A 15467-nucleotide genomic window follows, 5' to 3' on the forward strand; every position below is an offset into this window, starting at 1 on the left:
CGCGATGAGGTTTAGCCTGTCTGAAATCAATGCCGACGATCTGGTAAACATTCTCGCTGGTGACCCAGAGGAGCTTGGCGTTCATTTGCAGCTGGTTGAGCGCGATGTGGTCATCGATGGACACAATGTAAAAATCCACTGCCACTGTCTTACAGTCGACGGCAATGGCCGAGTCCGCCCGAAAAGGCTCGCCGAGTTTATGCGAAATGCGGTCGCAGACTACGCAATTCCCCGATCCAAACTTCAACAGGCGAGAGAGCGGGATTTCAAATATCGATCAAGCAGTGCGGTCGCCGAGATCCATCGGCAGGCGTGTACGGTCTTTACCGATCTTGAGAAAACAGGCGAAGGCGGCGAGTTGCTTCTTTTTCTTCTTGCCGAGAGGTTTCTCAAGATCCCGCAGATCTTATGCAAAATGGATCTCAAGACTGACACCCGCATGCACTACCATGGAGCAGATGGTGTTTATGCTGGTGTTACCGCTGAAGGGCTTTTAAAGCTCTATTGGGGTGAGTCAAAGGTCTATGGAGATGCCACTACCGCGATCCGTGACTGCCTTGCATCACTTGCACCGTTCCTGGCAGAGGAGGATCATGAAGGTGCAGAGCGCGAAAGAGATCTTGTCTTGCTGAGCGATAAAGCGGATTTGAGCGATAAGTCGCTAACAGAGGCATTCAAACTATATTTCAATCGACAGTCTCCGCTCTCTAACCGAGTGCAATACTGCGGGTTGGCGTTGATAGGATTTGATGCGGACATCTATCCTGCTGATGGAAGTAAAATTGTATCAGAAGAATTGGTCGTAGCCGCAAAGAAGGAATTGATACGGTGGTCGACTAACGTTGGCAATCGTCTAAAGCTTGAAAAGCTTGACCAGTTTGAAATCGAGTTCTTCTGCGTTCCCATACCATCGGCAGATGAATTTCGCGCAAATTTCCTTGAGGCGCTGGGGGGAACTCGATGAGCCAAGAAGATTTGCAGCAATGGTTGCTTGAGGAGGGGGTGAAAGAAGAGCTAGCCGTTCTGACGAAGCTTACGGTAGTCGCTGAAATCGATAACCTAATTGCGGAAGAGAATATTGCTGAAAATGCGCAGATTATAGACTGGGAGAGGATGCTGCTCGCAGGGAGTATCCTTGCACGTTCAAAATCTCGGGCATGCCAAGAAGCCGTTTTGCGCATTGCGACAGCTGCATTGACGCTCGAGACCAGTTCTGTGGTGCGTGACGCCGGGGCGATATTGCTGGACAAACTCTCTAATCAACGAACAATTGATCTCGCCCTAGGTCGCGAGCGCTTGGTGCCGGATCTGGAGGGGCGCCTAGGGGTATCGCAACGCCTAGAATTGCAGCGCCGTAAAATCGCGAATTCTGTCCTTCTTGAGGCAACTGGAGCAAGACTGTCCGTCAATGAATTCCAGCACAGCTTTTGGTCCGGAGCCACCGGTGAAAAGTCTTGGATGTCGGCGTCCGCCCCTACCGCTTCTGGTAAAACATTTCTGGTCCTCCAATGGCTCATCGACCGCATTCGCGTGAATGAAGCAAACATTGTTGTTTATCTCGCACCAACGCGTGCACTCGTAACTGAGATTGAAGAAAGTCTCAAAAGTGTTCTGAAGGGCATGGGACTGGATAACATTGATGTCTCGTCCTTGCCGATTAGACAAAAGTATTTAGACGCCGTTGCTAAAAAGAATGGCTTGGTCCTAGTGTTCACTCAGGAACGCTTGCACCTGCTCGCCAATCTATTGGGCGATGAAATTTTGGTTGATTTGCTGGTTGTCGATGAGGCTCACAAAATCGGAGATCATCAACGCGGTGTTGTATTGCAGGATGCTATCGAGAGGGTTTCTCGTGCTAACGTTTCGATGCGCGTCGTCTTTATAAGTCCGGCAACTCAGAATCCTGGCGAGCTACTGGACGACGCACCTATCGGAATTCCGACCCTTGCTGTTGACAGTGATGTCCCGACCGTCCTCCAGAATCTTGTTACAGCCACACACGTCCCAAGACGCCCTAAAGAATGGCATCTTCATTTACGACAAGGGCTTGAGCATCGCAGTCTCGGCATTCTCAGGCTTCCCAACAAGCCAGATGGGTTAAGGAAGCGCCTCGCGTTTATCGCTGCGGCAGCTGGCGCGCGAGGTGGTACCCTCGTTTACACCAACGGTGCTGCTGAAGCGGAAGAAGTTGCCTTTCTTATCAGTCAGCTCGTTGAGCAGACTGATACCGTTGACGTCGAACTCTCCGCGCTTGCAGATTTGGCACGAAAAGGCGTTCATCGTAGCTACGGTCTCGCTGCACTCGTAGAGAAGCGTGTAGCGTTTCACTACGGTAACATGCCCTCGCTCATCAGGATGGAGGTGGAGCGTCTTTTCAGAGAAGGTAAACTCCGCTTCCTAGTCTGCACTTCAACACTGATCGAAGGCGTCAACCTTTCATGCCGAACCATCGTAGTCAGAGGGCCGCGCAAGGGGAAAGGCAAGCCGATGGAACCTCATGATTTTTGGAACCTGGCCGGCCGAGCTGGCCGCTGGGGAGATGAATTTCAGGGGAACATTATCTGTATTGATCCTGACGACACTGACGCTTGGCCAACTGGAGTTCCGAGCCGTGCGCGATACCCGATAAAGAGGGAAACTGACGCTGTCTTGAGCGCCGGTGGTCGGATGGTTGACTTTCTGTCTAACCGTGCGATGGCAACCGAGCGCGAACTTTTGGACCACCCACAGCTGGAGCAAGTTGGAGCTTATCTTCTCACCACTTATCTGCGGCTAGGTTCGATTGCAGAGGCGGACTTTGCGAAGCGGCAAAATCCTGACGATCTGACCAACATCAACGCGCAGTTAGGTATCTTGGCGGCGGAGATTTCGATCCCTGCGGATATCGCGATACGGCATCCAGGGGTTAGCGCTGTAGGGATGCAAGCCCTTCTGGCCGCCTTCCGTGCCTACTCAGGAGATGTTCAGAATCTGCTGATCTCCCCGCCGGGAAGCGCGGATGATTACGATAGTGTGGTCGATGCATTTACACTCGTGAATGAGCATCTTTATCCGGCTTTCCAGCCGCCTGGTCTCCTCAAGCTGCATGCTCTGATTGTTATTGAGTGGCTTAAAGGGCTCTCTCTTTCAGCAATCATTAGGAAGCGCATCGAATGGCATCAACGAAACGGTGTTGAATATAAGCTGCCAAAGCTTATTCGCGACACAATGGATCTCGTTGAGCAAACGGCGCGCTTTCGTGCTCCCAAATACTTAGCAGCATATCTTGATATTCTCCAACTCTTTTTGAATGAGGTGGGCCGAAGTGACCTGATCGACAATGACCTCGATATTGGTGTAGCGCTGGAGTTTGGGGTCTCCAGTAAGACTCTTTTGTCTTTGATGGAACTCGGCCTCTCTAGAATGAGTGCTGTTGCATTATACGAGAAAATTGTTCGAGACGACTTTGACAAGTCTGGATGTTTGGAGTGGGTACAAACCCACAACCGGGAGCTAGATGGTATGGACATTCCTGTCATTATACTGCGAGAAGTCAGGGAGAAAATGTTGGGAATGGGAACTACCTAAGTCCGTCCGCAGCATTGCGCTTAACGTTCTGGGAGGAAAACATGGCGAAGGGTGTGGAGTTATCGAATGGCAAGTCTTGGAAAACCCAATTGGCGGCTAAACAGCATTTCAAGGAGATGCTTGCCCGTTACGATGATGGAGAGACCATCACCGATCCCGAGGATCACTTCGATTTAGGTGCTCTCTTGGAGCGATATGACCTTTTGCTCTCAGAAGGCCCATCGAAAACTGGGAAGGGTATCGATCGGTTTGAAAAAAGAAAATCATTTGTGAACGGCTATCCAACGCGAGGTTTTTGGGTCTACCGCGTTGATGGCACGGATACCGATTTCTCGTACATTAGTGCGATCACGGGTAGTGCGAAACCGAAAATGCAGGAGTTCTATGACGCTTGCCACAATGCCGTGAGCAAAGATCTGCGACGAGCAAAGGAAAAGCAGTTCGACAGCTTTTCTGACGAAAATGGGTGTATAGTTTGTGAAATAAGCGGGGAACTGGTTTCATTCATGAACGCCCGCCTAAACCATGCCTATCCTGCATTCATTACGATTGTGAACGACTACAAGGAGTTGCGGGGGTGGTCTGATGTGGTTCCTGAGGGACTACTTACTGTTTCTGCGGACAGACAAATATCGACAAGTTTTGCTAAGATCGAAGACGCCGAGGCCTTCCGCACCTTCCACAATTCCGTTGCTGTGTTGCGGATCGTGGCGGCCGGACCTCAAGCAGGAACGGTCGATAGTCCGAACGAAATTCAGCGGCCAATACGCCTTCGCTAGGACCAACTTTAATGCCCCCTTAATTGTGCTTTCTAGAGGGCACCGTCCGCTTCGTTACCATTACTACTCAGGCCGACTCGGGCGCAAGTTGCACTGGTTGATTCACCGCCTCTGCTTTTTCTAAACTTACTTTGCTGGCCACGTATTCCTCTAGTTCGGCAGCGTGATTTTCACATCCTTTCGCCTGCTTCCGGAGAAGCGATATATGATTAGAGAGTTCTAGCGGCGTGCAGAGGCTTAGGGGCACAAGAGCACGTTCACCATTTCTAAGAACCGGGTAGGATTTGACTAAACGCCTATGGCCCGGAAAGGCCATTTGCGGAGATGCGGGGTCATCGCTCATGCCGATGCGCTTGAGCATCTGGGTAACGACACTGACCAATTGCTTCTTAGCGAAAGCTTTGTAAAAATCTGAATGGTAGCCACTAAGCGGTTTGCCTTTAAAAACATCGTCTACAATCTGACCTGGCTGCGCAATCACCCCGGAATCTATCCGTTGTCCGATCAACTTATGCAGTTCAGAAAGTAATGCTGCATCTTTGGCCATGTTTTATCCTATTGGATTTGCAAAGTAGATCGGCTATGTGCGCCGTAACTTGCAGTAATCCATGTTTTTTTGCCGCTGTCAAAGCCGATGTTCTGAATTTGTTCAGGTATAAGTTCTTGAGTGTCATCTCACTATGCGAACGTCATCGCTATTGATCACCTGGTGCGCCATGTGCGTACCACAGGAGTCCGGCCGCCTTCGGCCCAGGACAATCGGCAGGTAACGGCTGTTGATTGATTTCAGTTTGATAGCTTTCTTTAGTTATAGGTCAAGGGATCGGTCCAATAAGTGCAATCCACCGTCATTTGCCTCTTACGACGATGGCAACTTCGCGCTCTCCTTTCGGTCACTCATCTCGTCATTGCGCGAACTGCCAAGCCTGATGTAAAGCTCAACGGGCCGAAGTCTGTCTGCGTAGGAGTAAATGAACTACCCCTGGTGGACCAAGTTTTCGTCCTCACCCCAACCGGCTCAGTTCCGTATGGAAACCAACAAGACTTGTGGGACCTGCGGAGACCCAGCTTGCCATTGAGGTCCATGGTTAATCGATATGATCGTGGTAACGTAGAAGCGCGATGTCGTCTTCGGTTAAGGCCTGATAGGAAACAAACTCGTCCGCCGTAATAGGCCCTAGTTTGAAGCGTTCGATCAATTCACGATCTTTCGAGCCCCATAGGATTGCTATGTTTTTCGGACCCAGTATGTCGCGGGCACCGCCATTTTTTCTAAGCCGTTTCATGTAGTCGTGCTGCTGCGCTATGGCCTGCACCTGGCTTCGCGAGATCGGTTGACGTTGGATCCGTTCGAACAGAGTTGCAAGCCGCCACTTCCCTGAGCCAGCCGCCATTATCGCGTTGCGGTCCGTCAAAGGTAGCACTTCCCAAAAGTTCTTTGGATAGGGCTCACGATACAGCATCCACCAGATATTGACGTAATGGGCCGCGGCAATCTGGCCCTTCTTGTCCTGATTGTTACTGCTTCTCAGATATCCCGGACGGCAGATGATCAAACCGACATCGCAAAGAGCCCGCTTTTCGTCAGCTTTCAAGAGAATAGCAGGTCGGCCGATGCTCTCGCGTGGGATCATCCAATCACGAGCGGTGGTCATTTTGATATCGACCTCCACACCGTTCACGCACACATCAAGTATGCTTCCTTTAGGCAATTTCAAATAATTGCGCAGAAGAATTTCCACCTTTGTGCCAATGTAGGTTTTCTCGGTCTTTTCGATCTCGGCCAAAGTGAATCGGTTGGTGCGCGGAGCGTCGATGACTTCATCAAACGCCTGCCGGAAAAGGACCGTCACCATTTCGGAAAACTCGCGGACGCCGCCGGCACAACCAATCAGCGTCTGCTCGATATCGAAAAGGACGGGGTAATCTTCATGAGACGAATCAAGGGGTGCGCTGGACATGCACGATGTTCGCCATCCCAGGTTATCAGAGCGTTAACGCGCGACTGACAAAACCGGATAGATGGTACGCGTTTCGATGGCCTGCTTAAGCTTGATCGCAACGGCTCTTGCAACAGGCGGTGGAAACGCATTACCGATCTGGCGATAGGCGGCCGTCTTTCGTCCGTGGAACAACCATGCGTCATCAAAGCCCTGGATACGAGCGGCCATTCGCACAGTCAGGCGCGGCATTCCGACAAAATCCCTTTCCGGAGCTTCTTCCGCGATCGATTTTCCGTTGACACCTAGTGTAGCCCATGCTGCCTTCGCCCGGGTAGGTCCAAGATCAGGACCTCCGTGCTTCTTGGAGCCGCCGACCAAGGTTGGTGCGACGTCGTTGGCGCGTTTTGCCCAAGCCTTTGCGCCCTTCCATTTGTTTGCAGCCATCAGATCAATCAGTGTGTCGCCGACAGTGGGTGCATCGACCGGGGAGGGAGCAGGCCATTCGAACACATCCTTAATGTCGTCACGCAACGCGATTATCACGACGCGTGGACGGAGCTGGGGGACACCATAGTCGGACGCGTTGAAAAGCCGCCAGTGAGCCTCGTATCCAAGCTTTTTCAACTCCGAGCGAATGAAGCCGCGATAGTCCTCAAACACCGCCGAAAGAAACCCGCGAACGTTTTCGATCATGATCGCCTTGGGGCGTGTCTCGTCCACTAACCTTATGGCTGCGGGAAAGAGATTTCGCTCGTCGTTTTCCCCGAGCTGCTTCCCTGCGATCGAGAAAGGGGGGCATGGCAGCCCGCCCGCAAGGAGATCGATACCATTGTAGCGACGGCCATCGAAAAGGCTGAGGTCTTCCTCATGAACGGTCCAGTCCTTGCGATTCAATCTCAATGTTGCACAGCAATCCTTGTCAATTTCAACGACACCGGAATGACCAAAACCGGCGAGCTCGAGTCCTCGAGCCTGGCCCCCAGCACCCGCGCACATCTCAAGAGATGATAACAACATCGCGACCTCACAAATAGAACAAATAAAGAACAAATAACCGATACCATCGGGTCTGTGCAAACGCAATGTGTAGCTCTAACCTGTCGTCGGGCTTGCCGGGGAGATAGTTGCGGAAATCCACAGGATAACTCACTCGGGAAGCCATTCGCGATATTGGAAAGGAATGTTGCTCATCGTGGACACGGTTCTCACGCAATTTATTAGTCAGAGCGATGAGAGGTCAGCCGATCAGTAAAGACAGACTCAAGAGATATGCCAAATCAAAGATTGATGATTTAGTTTATTGTTTTCAGTTGTTTGAGCTAATTTTGCAGGGTGTCTCTGGTTCACATCCGTTCAAACGCATGGAAACATGCTCCTGCTTCCCCCAGGTCTGCTAGGAAGTGTCCCCATAAACGGGGTTCATCTTATTGACGGTGTGTGATTCAATCTCCTTGAAAGGAGATTGCCATGCGCCGTCACGAATTGAGCGACGAGGAATGGGCGGTCATCGAGCCGCTTTTGCCGAACAACAGCCGTGGAATTAAACGCGTTGTCGATCGTCGAGTGATCCACGGCATCTTGTGGCGTTTCAGAACGGGTTCGTCCTGGCGAGATGTGCCGGAACGCTATGGTCCGCGCACGACGCTTTACAATCGGTTCTCGCGTTGGCGCAAGGCTGGCGTCTGGGACGCCTTCTTGATGCGGTTTCAAAGCGTTACGATGGAGACATCGTGATGATAGATTCCTCCTGCGTTCGCGTTCACCAGCATGGTGCCAACCGATCCTTGCATGGGACGTTCGCGTGGCGGCCTGACAACCAAAATCCACGCGCTTGTTGATGCCGGTGGCCGACCGGTTCGGCTGGAACTCACCGCTGGCCAAGCCGCCGATGCACCGATGGCTGAAAAGCTGTTGAGCGACCTGCGGCCCGGCGCGACGATCCTCGCCGACAAGGCGTATGACACCGACGCAATTCGTAACTTTGCCAAGCAACGCAAGTGCTGGGCGAATATCCCTGCAAAGGCCAATCGAAAGCAGACATTCAGCTTCAGCCGCTGGGTCTACCGTCAGCGCAATCTCGTGGAACGGTTCTTCAACCGTATCAAGCAGATGCGAGGCCTCGCGACGAGATACGACCGGCGTGCCGACAACTATCTCGCTGCCCTCAAGCTTGCCGCGACGAGGATATGGATCGCCTCAACTAATGAGTCCGTGGCCTAGCTGAGCCTATAACAACCCTTCAGCCATCTTGACCAAGTGAGCGACCGAGGTGGCCTTCATCTTTTGCATCATATGGCCTCGATGGAGTTTGACGGTTGGCTCGGCGAGCTGCAACTCGGCTGCGATTTGTTTATTAAGCTTCCCGGTTACGACGAGAGCCATGATTTGCCGTTCGCGGTCTGTCAGTGACAGATATGCAGATTGCGTGATAGCTTTTGAGGTTTTCTCTTTACGGCGAGTTGCATCGTTAGCAATCGCGCGGTTCACCGCCTCGAGCAGATCCTGCTCACGGACTGGTTTAGTCAGTACGTCGATGGCACCCGCCTTCATAGCTCGCACTGCCATTGGGACATCAACGTGAGCGCTTATCAAAACGACGGACCTAGGAATGTCACTTTGGGCCAAAACTTCATGGAACTCGAGGCCGCTTTGCCCGGGTAGGCGGATGTCGAGCACAATGCAGCCCGCCTTCTCGGGATCGTCCGCGACCATGAATTCTTTGACGGAGCCATGTGTTTCGGCGATTAGCCCTACGGATTCAAAGAGTCCCTTCAGCGCGTCGCGCACGCTTTGGTCATCATCAATGATTATAACGGTTGGTCGTCTGTTCCTTTTATCATCTATCAACAGTTTTGCCCTCGAACTTGGTGAGTGTGAACCAAAACGAGGAGCCTCGCGGATGGTTGGTCGCGGCCCAAATGCGGCCGCCGTGGGCCTCAACAATGGAACGGCAAATCGAAAGCCCCATTCCTATGCCATCTAGCTTTGTGGTGTAGAAAGCTTCGAAGATGCGATCGAAGTTTTCCTGTGGTATTCCCGGCCCCGTATCGGAAATGCAGATTTCAACGTCGCCGTCCTTTCCATCGATGCATCTAACACTGATGATTGCAGCGTTGTCAGGCTGCATGGCCTCAGCGCTATTTAAAATCAGGTTCAGAAGAACCTGCTGGAGCTGGGTACGGTCGCCTAGCACATAGAGTGGCTCGGATGCGAGACCTGTTGTGACTTGTACTCCGCTCGATTGCAACTGTTCCCTCAAGAGGAACAACACGTCGCGAAGCGCCTTATTGAAGTCGGTCTTCTCGAGCCGGACCGGAGTTCTCTGCGCCATTGCGCGTATGCCGGCGACAATCTCGCCAGCGCGGTGGCCGTCGTGCACAATGCGTTCTGCGGCCAGTCGCGCTTGCTCAAAATCCGTGTGCCCGTCCTTGAGCCAACGCAGGCAGGTGCCGGCGTTTGTCACGATAGCCATCAGCGGTTGATTGATCTCGTGTGCTATTGACACCGCCAATTCGCCGATTGTGGTCAGGCGCGTAACGTGTGCCAGATCCGCCTGGCTTTGACGAAGGGATTCTTCTGCGCGTCTGCGATCTTCGATATCAACGACCACACCATACCAACGCAAAACGTTTCCGTCCGAATCGACAAGTGGATTTTGTCGTAGGTTGAACCACCTGTATTCTCCGTCGAACCGTCTGATGCGAGCATCTACTGGATGAGGCCGTTTGGTGGCGACGATTTCTTCCCAACTTTTGCGCATACGCTCAACATCGTCAGGGTGAAACACCTGATAGAAACCGAAGCCTTCGAGGTCCTTGATTGGCAAGCCGACAAAATCTATGAAGATCTTGTTCCAGTATTCAAGTTGTCCATCCGGCGTGCATGACCACGCCATAGCAGGTATCGTATTTATGACGAGGTTGAGCTTCTGCTCGCTCTCCCTAAGCGCTGTCTCGCTGTAGCGAAGGGCGTTTTCTGCGCACTGTAGGTTCTCAATGTCGATATTTACCCCGAACCAACGCACAACTCCGTTGGCATCGGTAAGCTTCCGGCCCGAGAAATAGAACCATCGATATTCGCCATCCGCGCCGCGAATGCGCCCTTTCAGCTGGGTATGGTCAGAATGCTCGAGGTCTCTCTTCCAGATCTCGACCATCTCAGGGATGTCATCAGGGTGGTAGAGGTCCAGAAAGCCCCAGTCGAGAATCCGGTCAGCAGACAGTCCGGCGTAATCCAACCAGCTCTTGTTGACGAAGTCCGCACTGCCATCGGGTCGGGCCGACCAGACGAGGACAGGAAGCGAGTCGATTATGAGTCGAAGGTTCTCCTCGCTCGCTGCGAGCGCGGCCTTGGTTTCCCTGAGCGCATCTTCAGCACGTTTGCGGTCCTCAATGTCGAGAACCACACCGTACCATCTGACAACGTTGCCGTCTGAATCAAAGCGCGGCTTTTGCCGCAAACTACACCAGCGAAACTCTCCGTCTGCGCGCCGAAGTCGACCCTCGACTTCTTTTGCTATCTTGGAAGTCATGATCTTGAGCCATTCCGTACCCAGATGATGGATGTCATCGAGATGGAAAAGGCGGTAAAAGTTTTCTCCGGCAATGTCTGCGAGTGGCAGACCGACGTATTCGAGGAAGTGCTGGTTGGCGAAATCCAGCATTCCATCCGATGTTGTCGACCAAGCCATTGCCGGGATCATGTCGATGATCTCGTCAGCGTGTGTTTTGTATTCCAAGTTGACCCCCGGCTGCTTGCAATGCTGGCCCGGGACTGAAACTACGCTTTTCCGCCGCGCTGCGTTAGCTAAGATTGATAGACCTTTGTCTATTTTTGCAGTCCCTTCGTCTAGTCGAAAATGACCATGGTCTCAATTGAGAGTTGGCCTCATCAGCCCTACACATACATTCAAGCGAGTGAGGCACGCCTGCGTACTCAGGGCAAAATCACTCATTGACGGCAAACCTACTGCCACCCAAAGGCCCGACGCTGTTGAGCTTTCGGCGAAAGATCTGTCAGATGATGTTACTCAGGAGTTCGCCCAATGGCCCTAGATTCTTCTGCCCCCCTATCCAGAACCGCTTCAGTAGTGCTTGTGCACGGCGCGTTCGTGGATGCCTCCGGTTGGCGAAGGGTTTATGACACCTTGTTGCAGGAAGGCTATGAGGTTCTTGTTGTTCAGAACTCTGCCGTAACCTTCGAGCAGGATGTAGAGCGCACCAAAAGCGTTATCGCCGAGGCGAAACATCCAGTCGTGCTCGTGGGACATTCGTATGGTGGCGCCGTGATTACAGAAGCCGGGAGCGAAGAAAAGGTACTCGGTCTCGTTTATCTGGCAGCCTTCGTTCCCGACGTTGGGGAATCCGTCTTCGACCTTGCTTCGCAAGAGGTTCCTGGTGCAGAGAAAGCCCCACTCCTTCCGCCGAAGGATGGCTTCATCAAACTCGATCCGCAGAAGTTTGCGGCCGCATTCTCGGCCGACATAGACCCCGCAGAAGCGCAGTTCATGGGTGCCGCCCAGAGGCCTTGGGGCCTTGAAGCCGTCCAGAGCAAGATCACCTCTGCGGCATGGAAATCCAAGCCATCCTTCTACCTGCTCGCAACGGAAGATCGAATGATACCCGCTCAAGCGCAGGCAGCGATGGCCGCGCGCGCAGGAGCCACGGTCGTAAAGGTCAGCAGCAGCCATGCAGTAATGCTGTCCCAGCCTGAAGAAGTCGCAGCGCTCATCAGAACCGCAGCTAAGCCAAACCAGCCTAACTGATGCTGAGCGTCAGCGGCTGCGCACATCAATCACCACTGGGGGAATATCATGCGCAACTTTTTTAATCTTACACGCTCACAGACATCGCAAATATCACTGACTGAACTCGAGGAGAATGGCATGCCTCAGCTGTCACGCCGCGCTTTCGCGAGCGCTCTGCCTCTTGGTCTCGTTGGAGGAACCCTTTTCGGCGAAAGTCTGCTAGGCGACTTGACTGCCCAGGCCGCAACACCCAAAGCTATCGGAAAACCGGTCGTAACAACGCCGTTTGCACAGATACATATCGGCCGTTTCACGGTAACTGCGCTGACGGATGGATATGCTGATATGCCCTACACCTACTTCCCGGGACGCTCGGCCCCCGAAGTGGAAAAGGCCGCAAACGCCCAGTTTACGGGCAGATCCGGCGGGGTTCGTTTTCTGTTCAATCAATACCTCGTTGAAGACGGTAAGCAACGCATCCTGATCGATGCCGGTGCTGCAGGTTCTATCGGGGAAACCGGACATCTCCCGCAGGCGCTGGCCACGCTCGGTCTGAAGCCGAGCGATATCGATGCGGTTATCGTGACGCATATGCACCAGGACCATATGGGCGGTCTGGTTCTCGGCGGTAAGAACAATTATCCGAATGCCGAGGTCTATGTAGACCGTCGCGACGTCAAGCACTGGACTGACCGGGCTAAGCGAAATAGCGCGCCTGACTTTCTGCAGCCCAGCTTCAAGATGGCGGAAGAGGTGGTCCGCCTCTATCCGAAGCTACAAGCCATCGACGGAGAGCGTGAAATCGTTCCTGGCGTCTCGATTGTCGACCTAACCGGCCATACGCCTGGCCATATCGGAGTCCGAATCGAGGACGGCGGCAAGAGCCTGATCATGGTATCCGACATGATTTTCCCGGTCGTCCATCCTGCTGCAACGGACGTCTTCTTCCTGTTCGAACAGGATCAGGCTGCTGCGAAAGCGATGCGCGATCGCTTCCTCCCACAAGCTGCCTCGGAAGGCGCCCTGATTGCTGCGACACACATGCCGTTCCCAGGTCTTGGTCGTGTGGTCTCAGATCGTGGTCAGATGCGCTGGGAAGTCGCCGACTGGGCTTTGCAAGACTGATGCTGTAGCCGGGGATTTAGGTAGCTGAGATAGATCAAGGCCCGCATTGTTCGCTGATGCGGGCCTACTCAAGTATGGAGACGAGGTATGCCGTACCACTTTCTGGAAGTCGCCGTCACGCCAAGCGTCCGAGCCGCGCAGGCGGATATGGGGGTGGACCAGATATGGCTGGGCGAGAACGATCGGCCATCGGATACTTTGACGGAGAATGAGATCGCTTTCATCGCCACGCGCGACAGCTTCTATATCGCATCTGTGTCAGAGACGGGTTGGCCATATGTTCAACATCGCGGAGGGAAAGCCGGTTTCCTCAAGGTCGTTGATCCCCAAACAATGGCATTTGCCGACTATCGCGGAAACCGCCAATACATCAGCGCAGGGAATTTCGCAGCCAACGACCGCGCCTGTCTGTTTCTCATGGACTATGTCCGACGGACCCGGCTCAAAGTCTATGCCCACGTCGAGCGGCTGACGCTCGACGCCGATCCATCGCTAACGGACCTCGTATCCGATCCGACGTATAGGGGCCGTGCAGAGCGGATATTCAAGCTTCGGCTCGAAGCATACGACTGGAACTGCCCCCAGCACATCATCCCCCGCTACACCGAACAGCAAGTTGAGCAAGCAGTCGCACCACTACGTCAGAAGCTGCAACAGCTCGAAGCTGAAAATGCAGCGTTGCGGGCAAGATTAGAAGGTAAATCCGAATGACCAACGCTCAAAGACCGCCTCTACCGCCGTTTACATCAGAGACTGCTGCCGACAAGGTGCGGCTTGCCGAAGATGGCTGGAATAGCAGGGACCCGGGCAGGGTTGCGTTGGCGTACACGGCTGATAGTCAGTGGCGTAACCGCGCCGAGTTCGTTAGTGGCAGGGAGGCTATCATCGCTTTCCTTTCAGGAAAGTGGCGTCGGGAGCTCGACTACCGTCTGATCAAGGAGCTGTGGACGTTCGGCGGCGACAGGATTGCCGTCAGGTTTGCATATGAGTGGCATGACGACAGCGGCAATTGGTTCCGATCTTTCGGCAACGAGAACTGGGAGTTCAATGATAGTGGCCTGATGCGCAAGAGATACGCCTGCATCAACGACCTGCCAATCCGCGTTGAAGACCGTCGCTTTCACTGGCCCCTCGGTCGTCGGCCCGACGATCACCCGGGGCTCAGCGAGCTTGGTTTCTGATCGCGTAGTTTCCATTTCCATCAGTCGAAGACAGCCACATGGTCATTTTGAATTCGCATTTTTCACAACGTTCATCTCCGCCAGAAGAAGAGGCTATCGAGGTCAAAGCCTTCCTCGATCTTTACAATGTCTCACCGTCAACGCTCAAATCCGAAGAGCATTTTGAATGCCTTCCCATCAACGGTGGATGCGCAATATCGCTGCCAAGCGCGCCAGCCATCGGTCTGAACCGTGTACTCGGGCTAAACTCCGTGAATGATCTTGAGGAAGCCTATGGGTGGATGAATGGGAGGAGCGGAAACCGGTTTCTTCAGATAAATATGGACCGCGCTCCAGCCGGAACTAAAGACTGGATCCTCGCCAAGGGTCTGCTTGAACATGGTGTCGGTTGGGCGAAACTTGTCTACGACGGCTCATCAGCGAACCTTTCGGAGGCCAACTCGATCCGAACGCGACTCGTTCATGTTGAGGAAGCCGCGCTCTTTGGATCGATGGTGTGCAAAGGCTTTAACTTTCCATCGACCCTGACGAGGTTGTGGTCAGCAATCGTCGGAAAGGTAGGCTGGTCGTGTTTTTTCGCCTTGGATGGTGACAATCCAGTCGGTACTGCCACCATGTACCAGTCTGGAACCTACGCATGGCTAGGCGGCGGCACCACACTTCCGGAATTTCGAAATCGCGGTATTCAAAAGGCGCTCATTAAAAGTCGTATCGAACATGGGCTCGGCAACAACGTGTCGACATTTGCCGTCGAGACATTGGCACCTGCAGTCGGAGAACCCAATATTTCCTTCGATAACCTTAGGAAAGTAGGCTTCCGGCACGCATATCACCGCAAGAGCTTTAAGTTGTGAGATAGCGATCTGCCCCCCGGGCAGCACTGGCGGAAGGACGTACGGTGCCTCCTCGCTGAGTCACTCCTCGAAATTTCTGTACGATCTGAAGAAGGGAAAGTACGAATGAATACGGAAGCCCGCAAAGAAATGGCCGCCCGGCTGACTTCAGCATCGGGAATGATTGCAGCACTAGATCAAAGTGGAGGGTCCACCCGATCGTGTCCCGCAGCGTGGTGTAGCTTATGACATCCACGGCGTATTCCGGGCTTGGCCGGATGATTGTCAGCGTG

General features: G+C 53.3%; 13 protein-coding genes and 1 pseudogene. 9 read left to right on the plus strand and 5 right to left on the minus strand.

Annotated features, from left to right (window positions below; translation table 11 throughout):
- Positions 1 to 4 precede the first annotated feature (4 nt).
- Genes ATO67_RS14715 through ATO67_RS14725 form a run of 3 tightly spaced genes read left to right on the plus strand, consistent with a single transcriptional unit; the run spans position 5 to position 4346 of the window.
- Positions 5 to 964: a HamA C-terminal domain-containing protein gene (locus tag ATO67_RS14715; RefSeq protein WP_067650747.1), complete on the plus strand. Its 960-nt coding sequence runs from the start codon at positions 5 to 7 to the stop codon at positions 962 to 964.
- On the plus strand, positions 961 to 3567 hold the full coding sequence (locus ATO67_RS14720) for a DEAD/DEAH box helicase (RefSeq protein ID WP_067650621.1): 2607 nt from the start codon (positions 961 to 963) through the stop codon (positions 3565 to 3567). The genes ATO67_RS14715 and ATO67_RS14720 overlap by 4 nt, the downstream gene beginning before the upstream one ends.
- A gap of 41 nt (positions 3568 to 3608) precedes the next feature.
- Positions 3609 to 4346, plus strand: coding sequence for a DCL family protein (locus tag ATO67_RS14725; RefSeq protein WP_067650632.1), 738 nt, complete (start codon positions 3609 to 3611; stop codon positions 4344 to 4346).
- Positions 4347 to 4413: 67 nt separating this feature from the next.
- On the opposite strand, the gene ATO67_RS14730 is transcribed toward ATO67_RS14725, so the two are convergent.
- The 3 genes from ATO67_RS14730 to ATO67_RS14740 all read right to left on the minus strand — a co-directional run bounded on the left by ATO67_RS14730 (position 4414) and on the right by ATO67_RS14740 (position 7306).
- Positions 4414 to 4893 (minus strand): hypothetical protein, encoded by a 480-nt coding sequence (locus ATO67_RS14730; protein WP_067650635.1) that lies wholly within the window; start codon positions 4891 to 4893, stop codon positions 4414 to 4416.
- A 541-nt stretch (positions 4894 to 5434) separates the two neighbouring features.
- A complete protein-coding gene (locus ATO67_RS14735; RefSeq protein WP_067650638.1) occupies positions 5435 to 6307 on the minus strand; it encodes a NaeI family type II restriction endonuclease in 873 nt (290 codons plus the stop codon).
- A 33-nt stretch (positions 6308 to 6340) separates the two neighbouring features.
- Positions 6341 to 7306 carry a DNA cytosine methyltransferase gene (locus ATO67_RS14740; RefSeq protein ID WP_245303990.1) on the minus strand — a complete coding sequence of 322 codons (966 nt, stop codon included), beginning with the start codon at positions 7304 to 7306 and terminating at the stop codon, positions 6341 to 6343.
- A gap of 444 nt (positions 7307 to 7750) precedes the next feature.
- On the opposite strand from ATO67_RS14740, the pseudogene ATO67_RS22465 reads away from it, so the two are divergent.
- A pseudogene (locus tag ATO67_RS22465) lies at positions 7751 to 8509 on the plus strand (IS5 family transposase).
- Positions 8510 to 8515: 6 nt separating this feature from the next.
- Here ATO67_RS22465 and ATO67_RS14755 read toward each other — a convergent pair.
- Positions 8516 to 9136 carry a response regulator transcription factor gene (locus tag ATO67_RS14755; RefSeq protein WP_067650643.1) on the minus strand — a complete coding sequence of 207 codons (621 nt, stop codon included), beginning with the start codon at positions 9134 to 9136 and terminating at the stop codon, positions 8516 to 8518.
- Positions 9126 to 10991, minus strand: a complete 1866-nt coding sequence (locus ATO67_RS14760) for a PAS domain S-box protein (protein ID WP_106404966.1) — start codon at positions 10989 to 10991, stop codon at positions 9126 to 9128. The genes ATO67_RS14755 and ATO67_RS14760 overlap by 11 nt, the downstream gene beginning before the upstream one ends.
- Positions 10992 to 11333: 342 nt before the next feature.
- Here ATO67_RS14760 and ATO67_RS14765 point away from each other — a divergent pair, with 342 nt between their 5' ends.
- The 5 genes from ATO67_RS14765 to ATO67_RS14785 all read left to right on the plus strand — a co-directional run bounded on the left by ATO67_RS14765 (position 11334) and on the right by ATO67_RS14785 (position 15195).
- Complete coding sequence (locus ATO67_RS14765; RefSeq protein ID WP_067650651.1) at positions 11334 to 12053, plus strand: alpha/beta hydrolase; 720 nt, start codon at positions 11334 to 11336, stop codon at positions 12051 to 12053.
- Between the two features lie 120 nt (positions 12054 to 12173).
- Positions 12174 to 13160, plus strand: a complete 987-nt coding sequence (locus ATO67_RS14770) for an MBL fold metallo-hydrolase (protein WP_067650653.1) — start codon at positions 12174 to 12176, stop codon at positions 13158 to 13160.
- An 87-nt stretch (positions 13161 to 13247) separates the two neighbouring features.
- A complete protein-coding gene (locus ATO67_RS14775; RefSeq protein ID WP_067650656.1) occupies positions 13248 to 13871 on the plus strand; it encodes a pyridoxamine 5'-phosphate oxidase family protein in 624 nt (207 codons plus the stop codon).
- Complete coding sequence (locus tag ATO67_RS14780) at positions 13868 to 14341, plus strand: nuclear transport factor 2 family protein (protein WP_067650660.1); 474 nt, start codon at positions 13868 to 13870, stop codon at positions 14339 to 14341. The genes ATO67_RS14775 and ATO67_RS14780 overlap by 4 nt, the downstream gene beginning before the upstream one ends.
- 251 nt (positions 14342 to 14592) lie before the next feature.
- Positions 14593 to 15195 (plus strand): GNAT family N-acetyltransferase, encoded by a 603-nt coding sequence (locus tag ATO67_RS14785; RefSeq protein WP_245303991.1) that lies wholly within the window; start codon positions 14593 to 14595, stop codon positions 15193 to 15195.
- Positions 15196 to 15467 lie beyond the last annotated feature (272 nt).

Origin of the sequence: Agrobacterium bohemicum, assembly GCF_001562555.1 — a bacterium.
Lineage (GTDB): Bacteria > Pseudomonadota > Alphaproteobacteria > Rhizobiales > Rhizobiaceae > Agrobacterium > Agrobacterium bohemicum.

Bases quoted from the DNA above. Each gene is read 5' to 3' on its own strand.
- ATO67_RS14715 (WP_067650747.1), top strand. From the start codon at position 5: ATGAGGTTTAGCCTGTCTGAAATCAATGCCGACGATCTGGTAAACATT.
- ATO67_RS14720 (WP_067650621.1), top strand. From the start codon at position 961: ATGAGCCAAGAAGATTTGCAGCAATGGTTGCTTGAGGAGGGGGTGAAA.
- ATO67_RS14725 (WP_067650632.1), top strand. From the start codon at position 3,609: ATGGCGAAGGGTGTGGAGTTATCGAATGGCAAGTCTTGGAAAACCCAA.
- ATO67_RS14730 (WP_067650635.1), bottom strand. From the start codon at position 4,893: ATGGCCAAAGATGCAGCATTACTTTCTGAACTGCATAAGTTGATCGGA.
- ATO67_RS14735 (WP_067650638.1), bottom strand. From the start codon at position 6,307: ATGTCCAGCGCACCCCTTGATTCGTCTCATGAAGATTACCCCGTCCTT.
- ATO67_RS14740 (WP_245303990.1), bottom strand. From the start codon at position 7,306: ATGTTGTTATCATCTCTTGAGATGTGCGCGGGTGCTGGGGGCCAGGCT.
- ATO67_RS14760 (WP_106404966.1), bottom strand. From the start codon at position 10,991: ATGATCCCGGCAATGGCTTGGTCGACAACATCGGATGGAATGCTGGAT.
- ATO67_RS14765 (WP_067650651.1), top strand. From the start codon at position 11,334: ATGGCCCTAGATTCTTCTGCCCCCCTATCCAGAACCGCTTCAGTAGTG.
- ATO67_RS14770 (WP_067650653.1), top strand. From the start codon at position 12,174: ATGCCTCAGCTGTCACGCCGCGCTTTCGCGAGCGCTCTGCCTCTTGGT.
- ATO67_RS14775 (WP_067650656.1), top strand. From the start codon at position 13,248: ATGCCGTACCACTTTCTGGAAGTCGCCGTCACGCCAAGCGTCCGAGCC.
- ATO67_RS14780 (WP_067650660.1), top strand. From the start codon at position 13,868: ATGACCAACGCTCAAAGACCGCCTCTACCGCCGTTTACATCAGAGACT.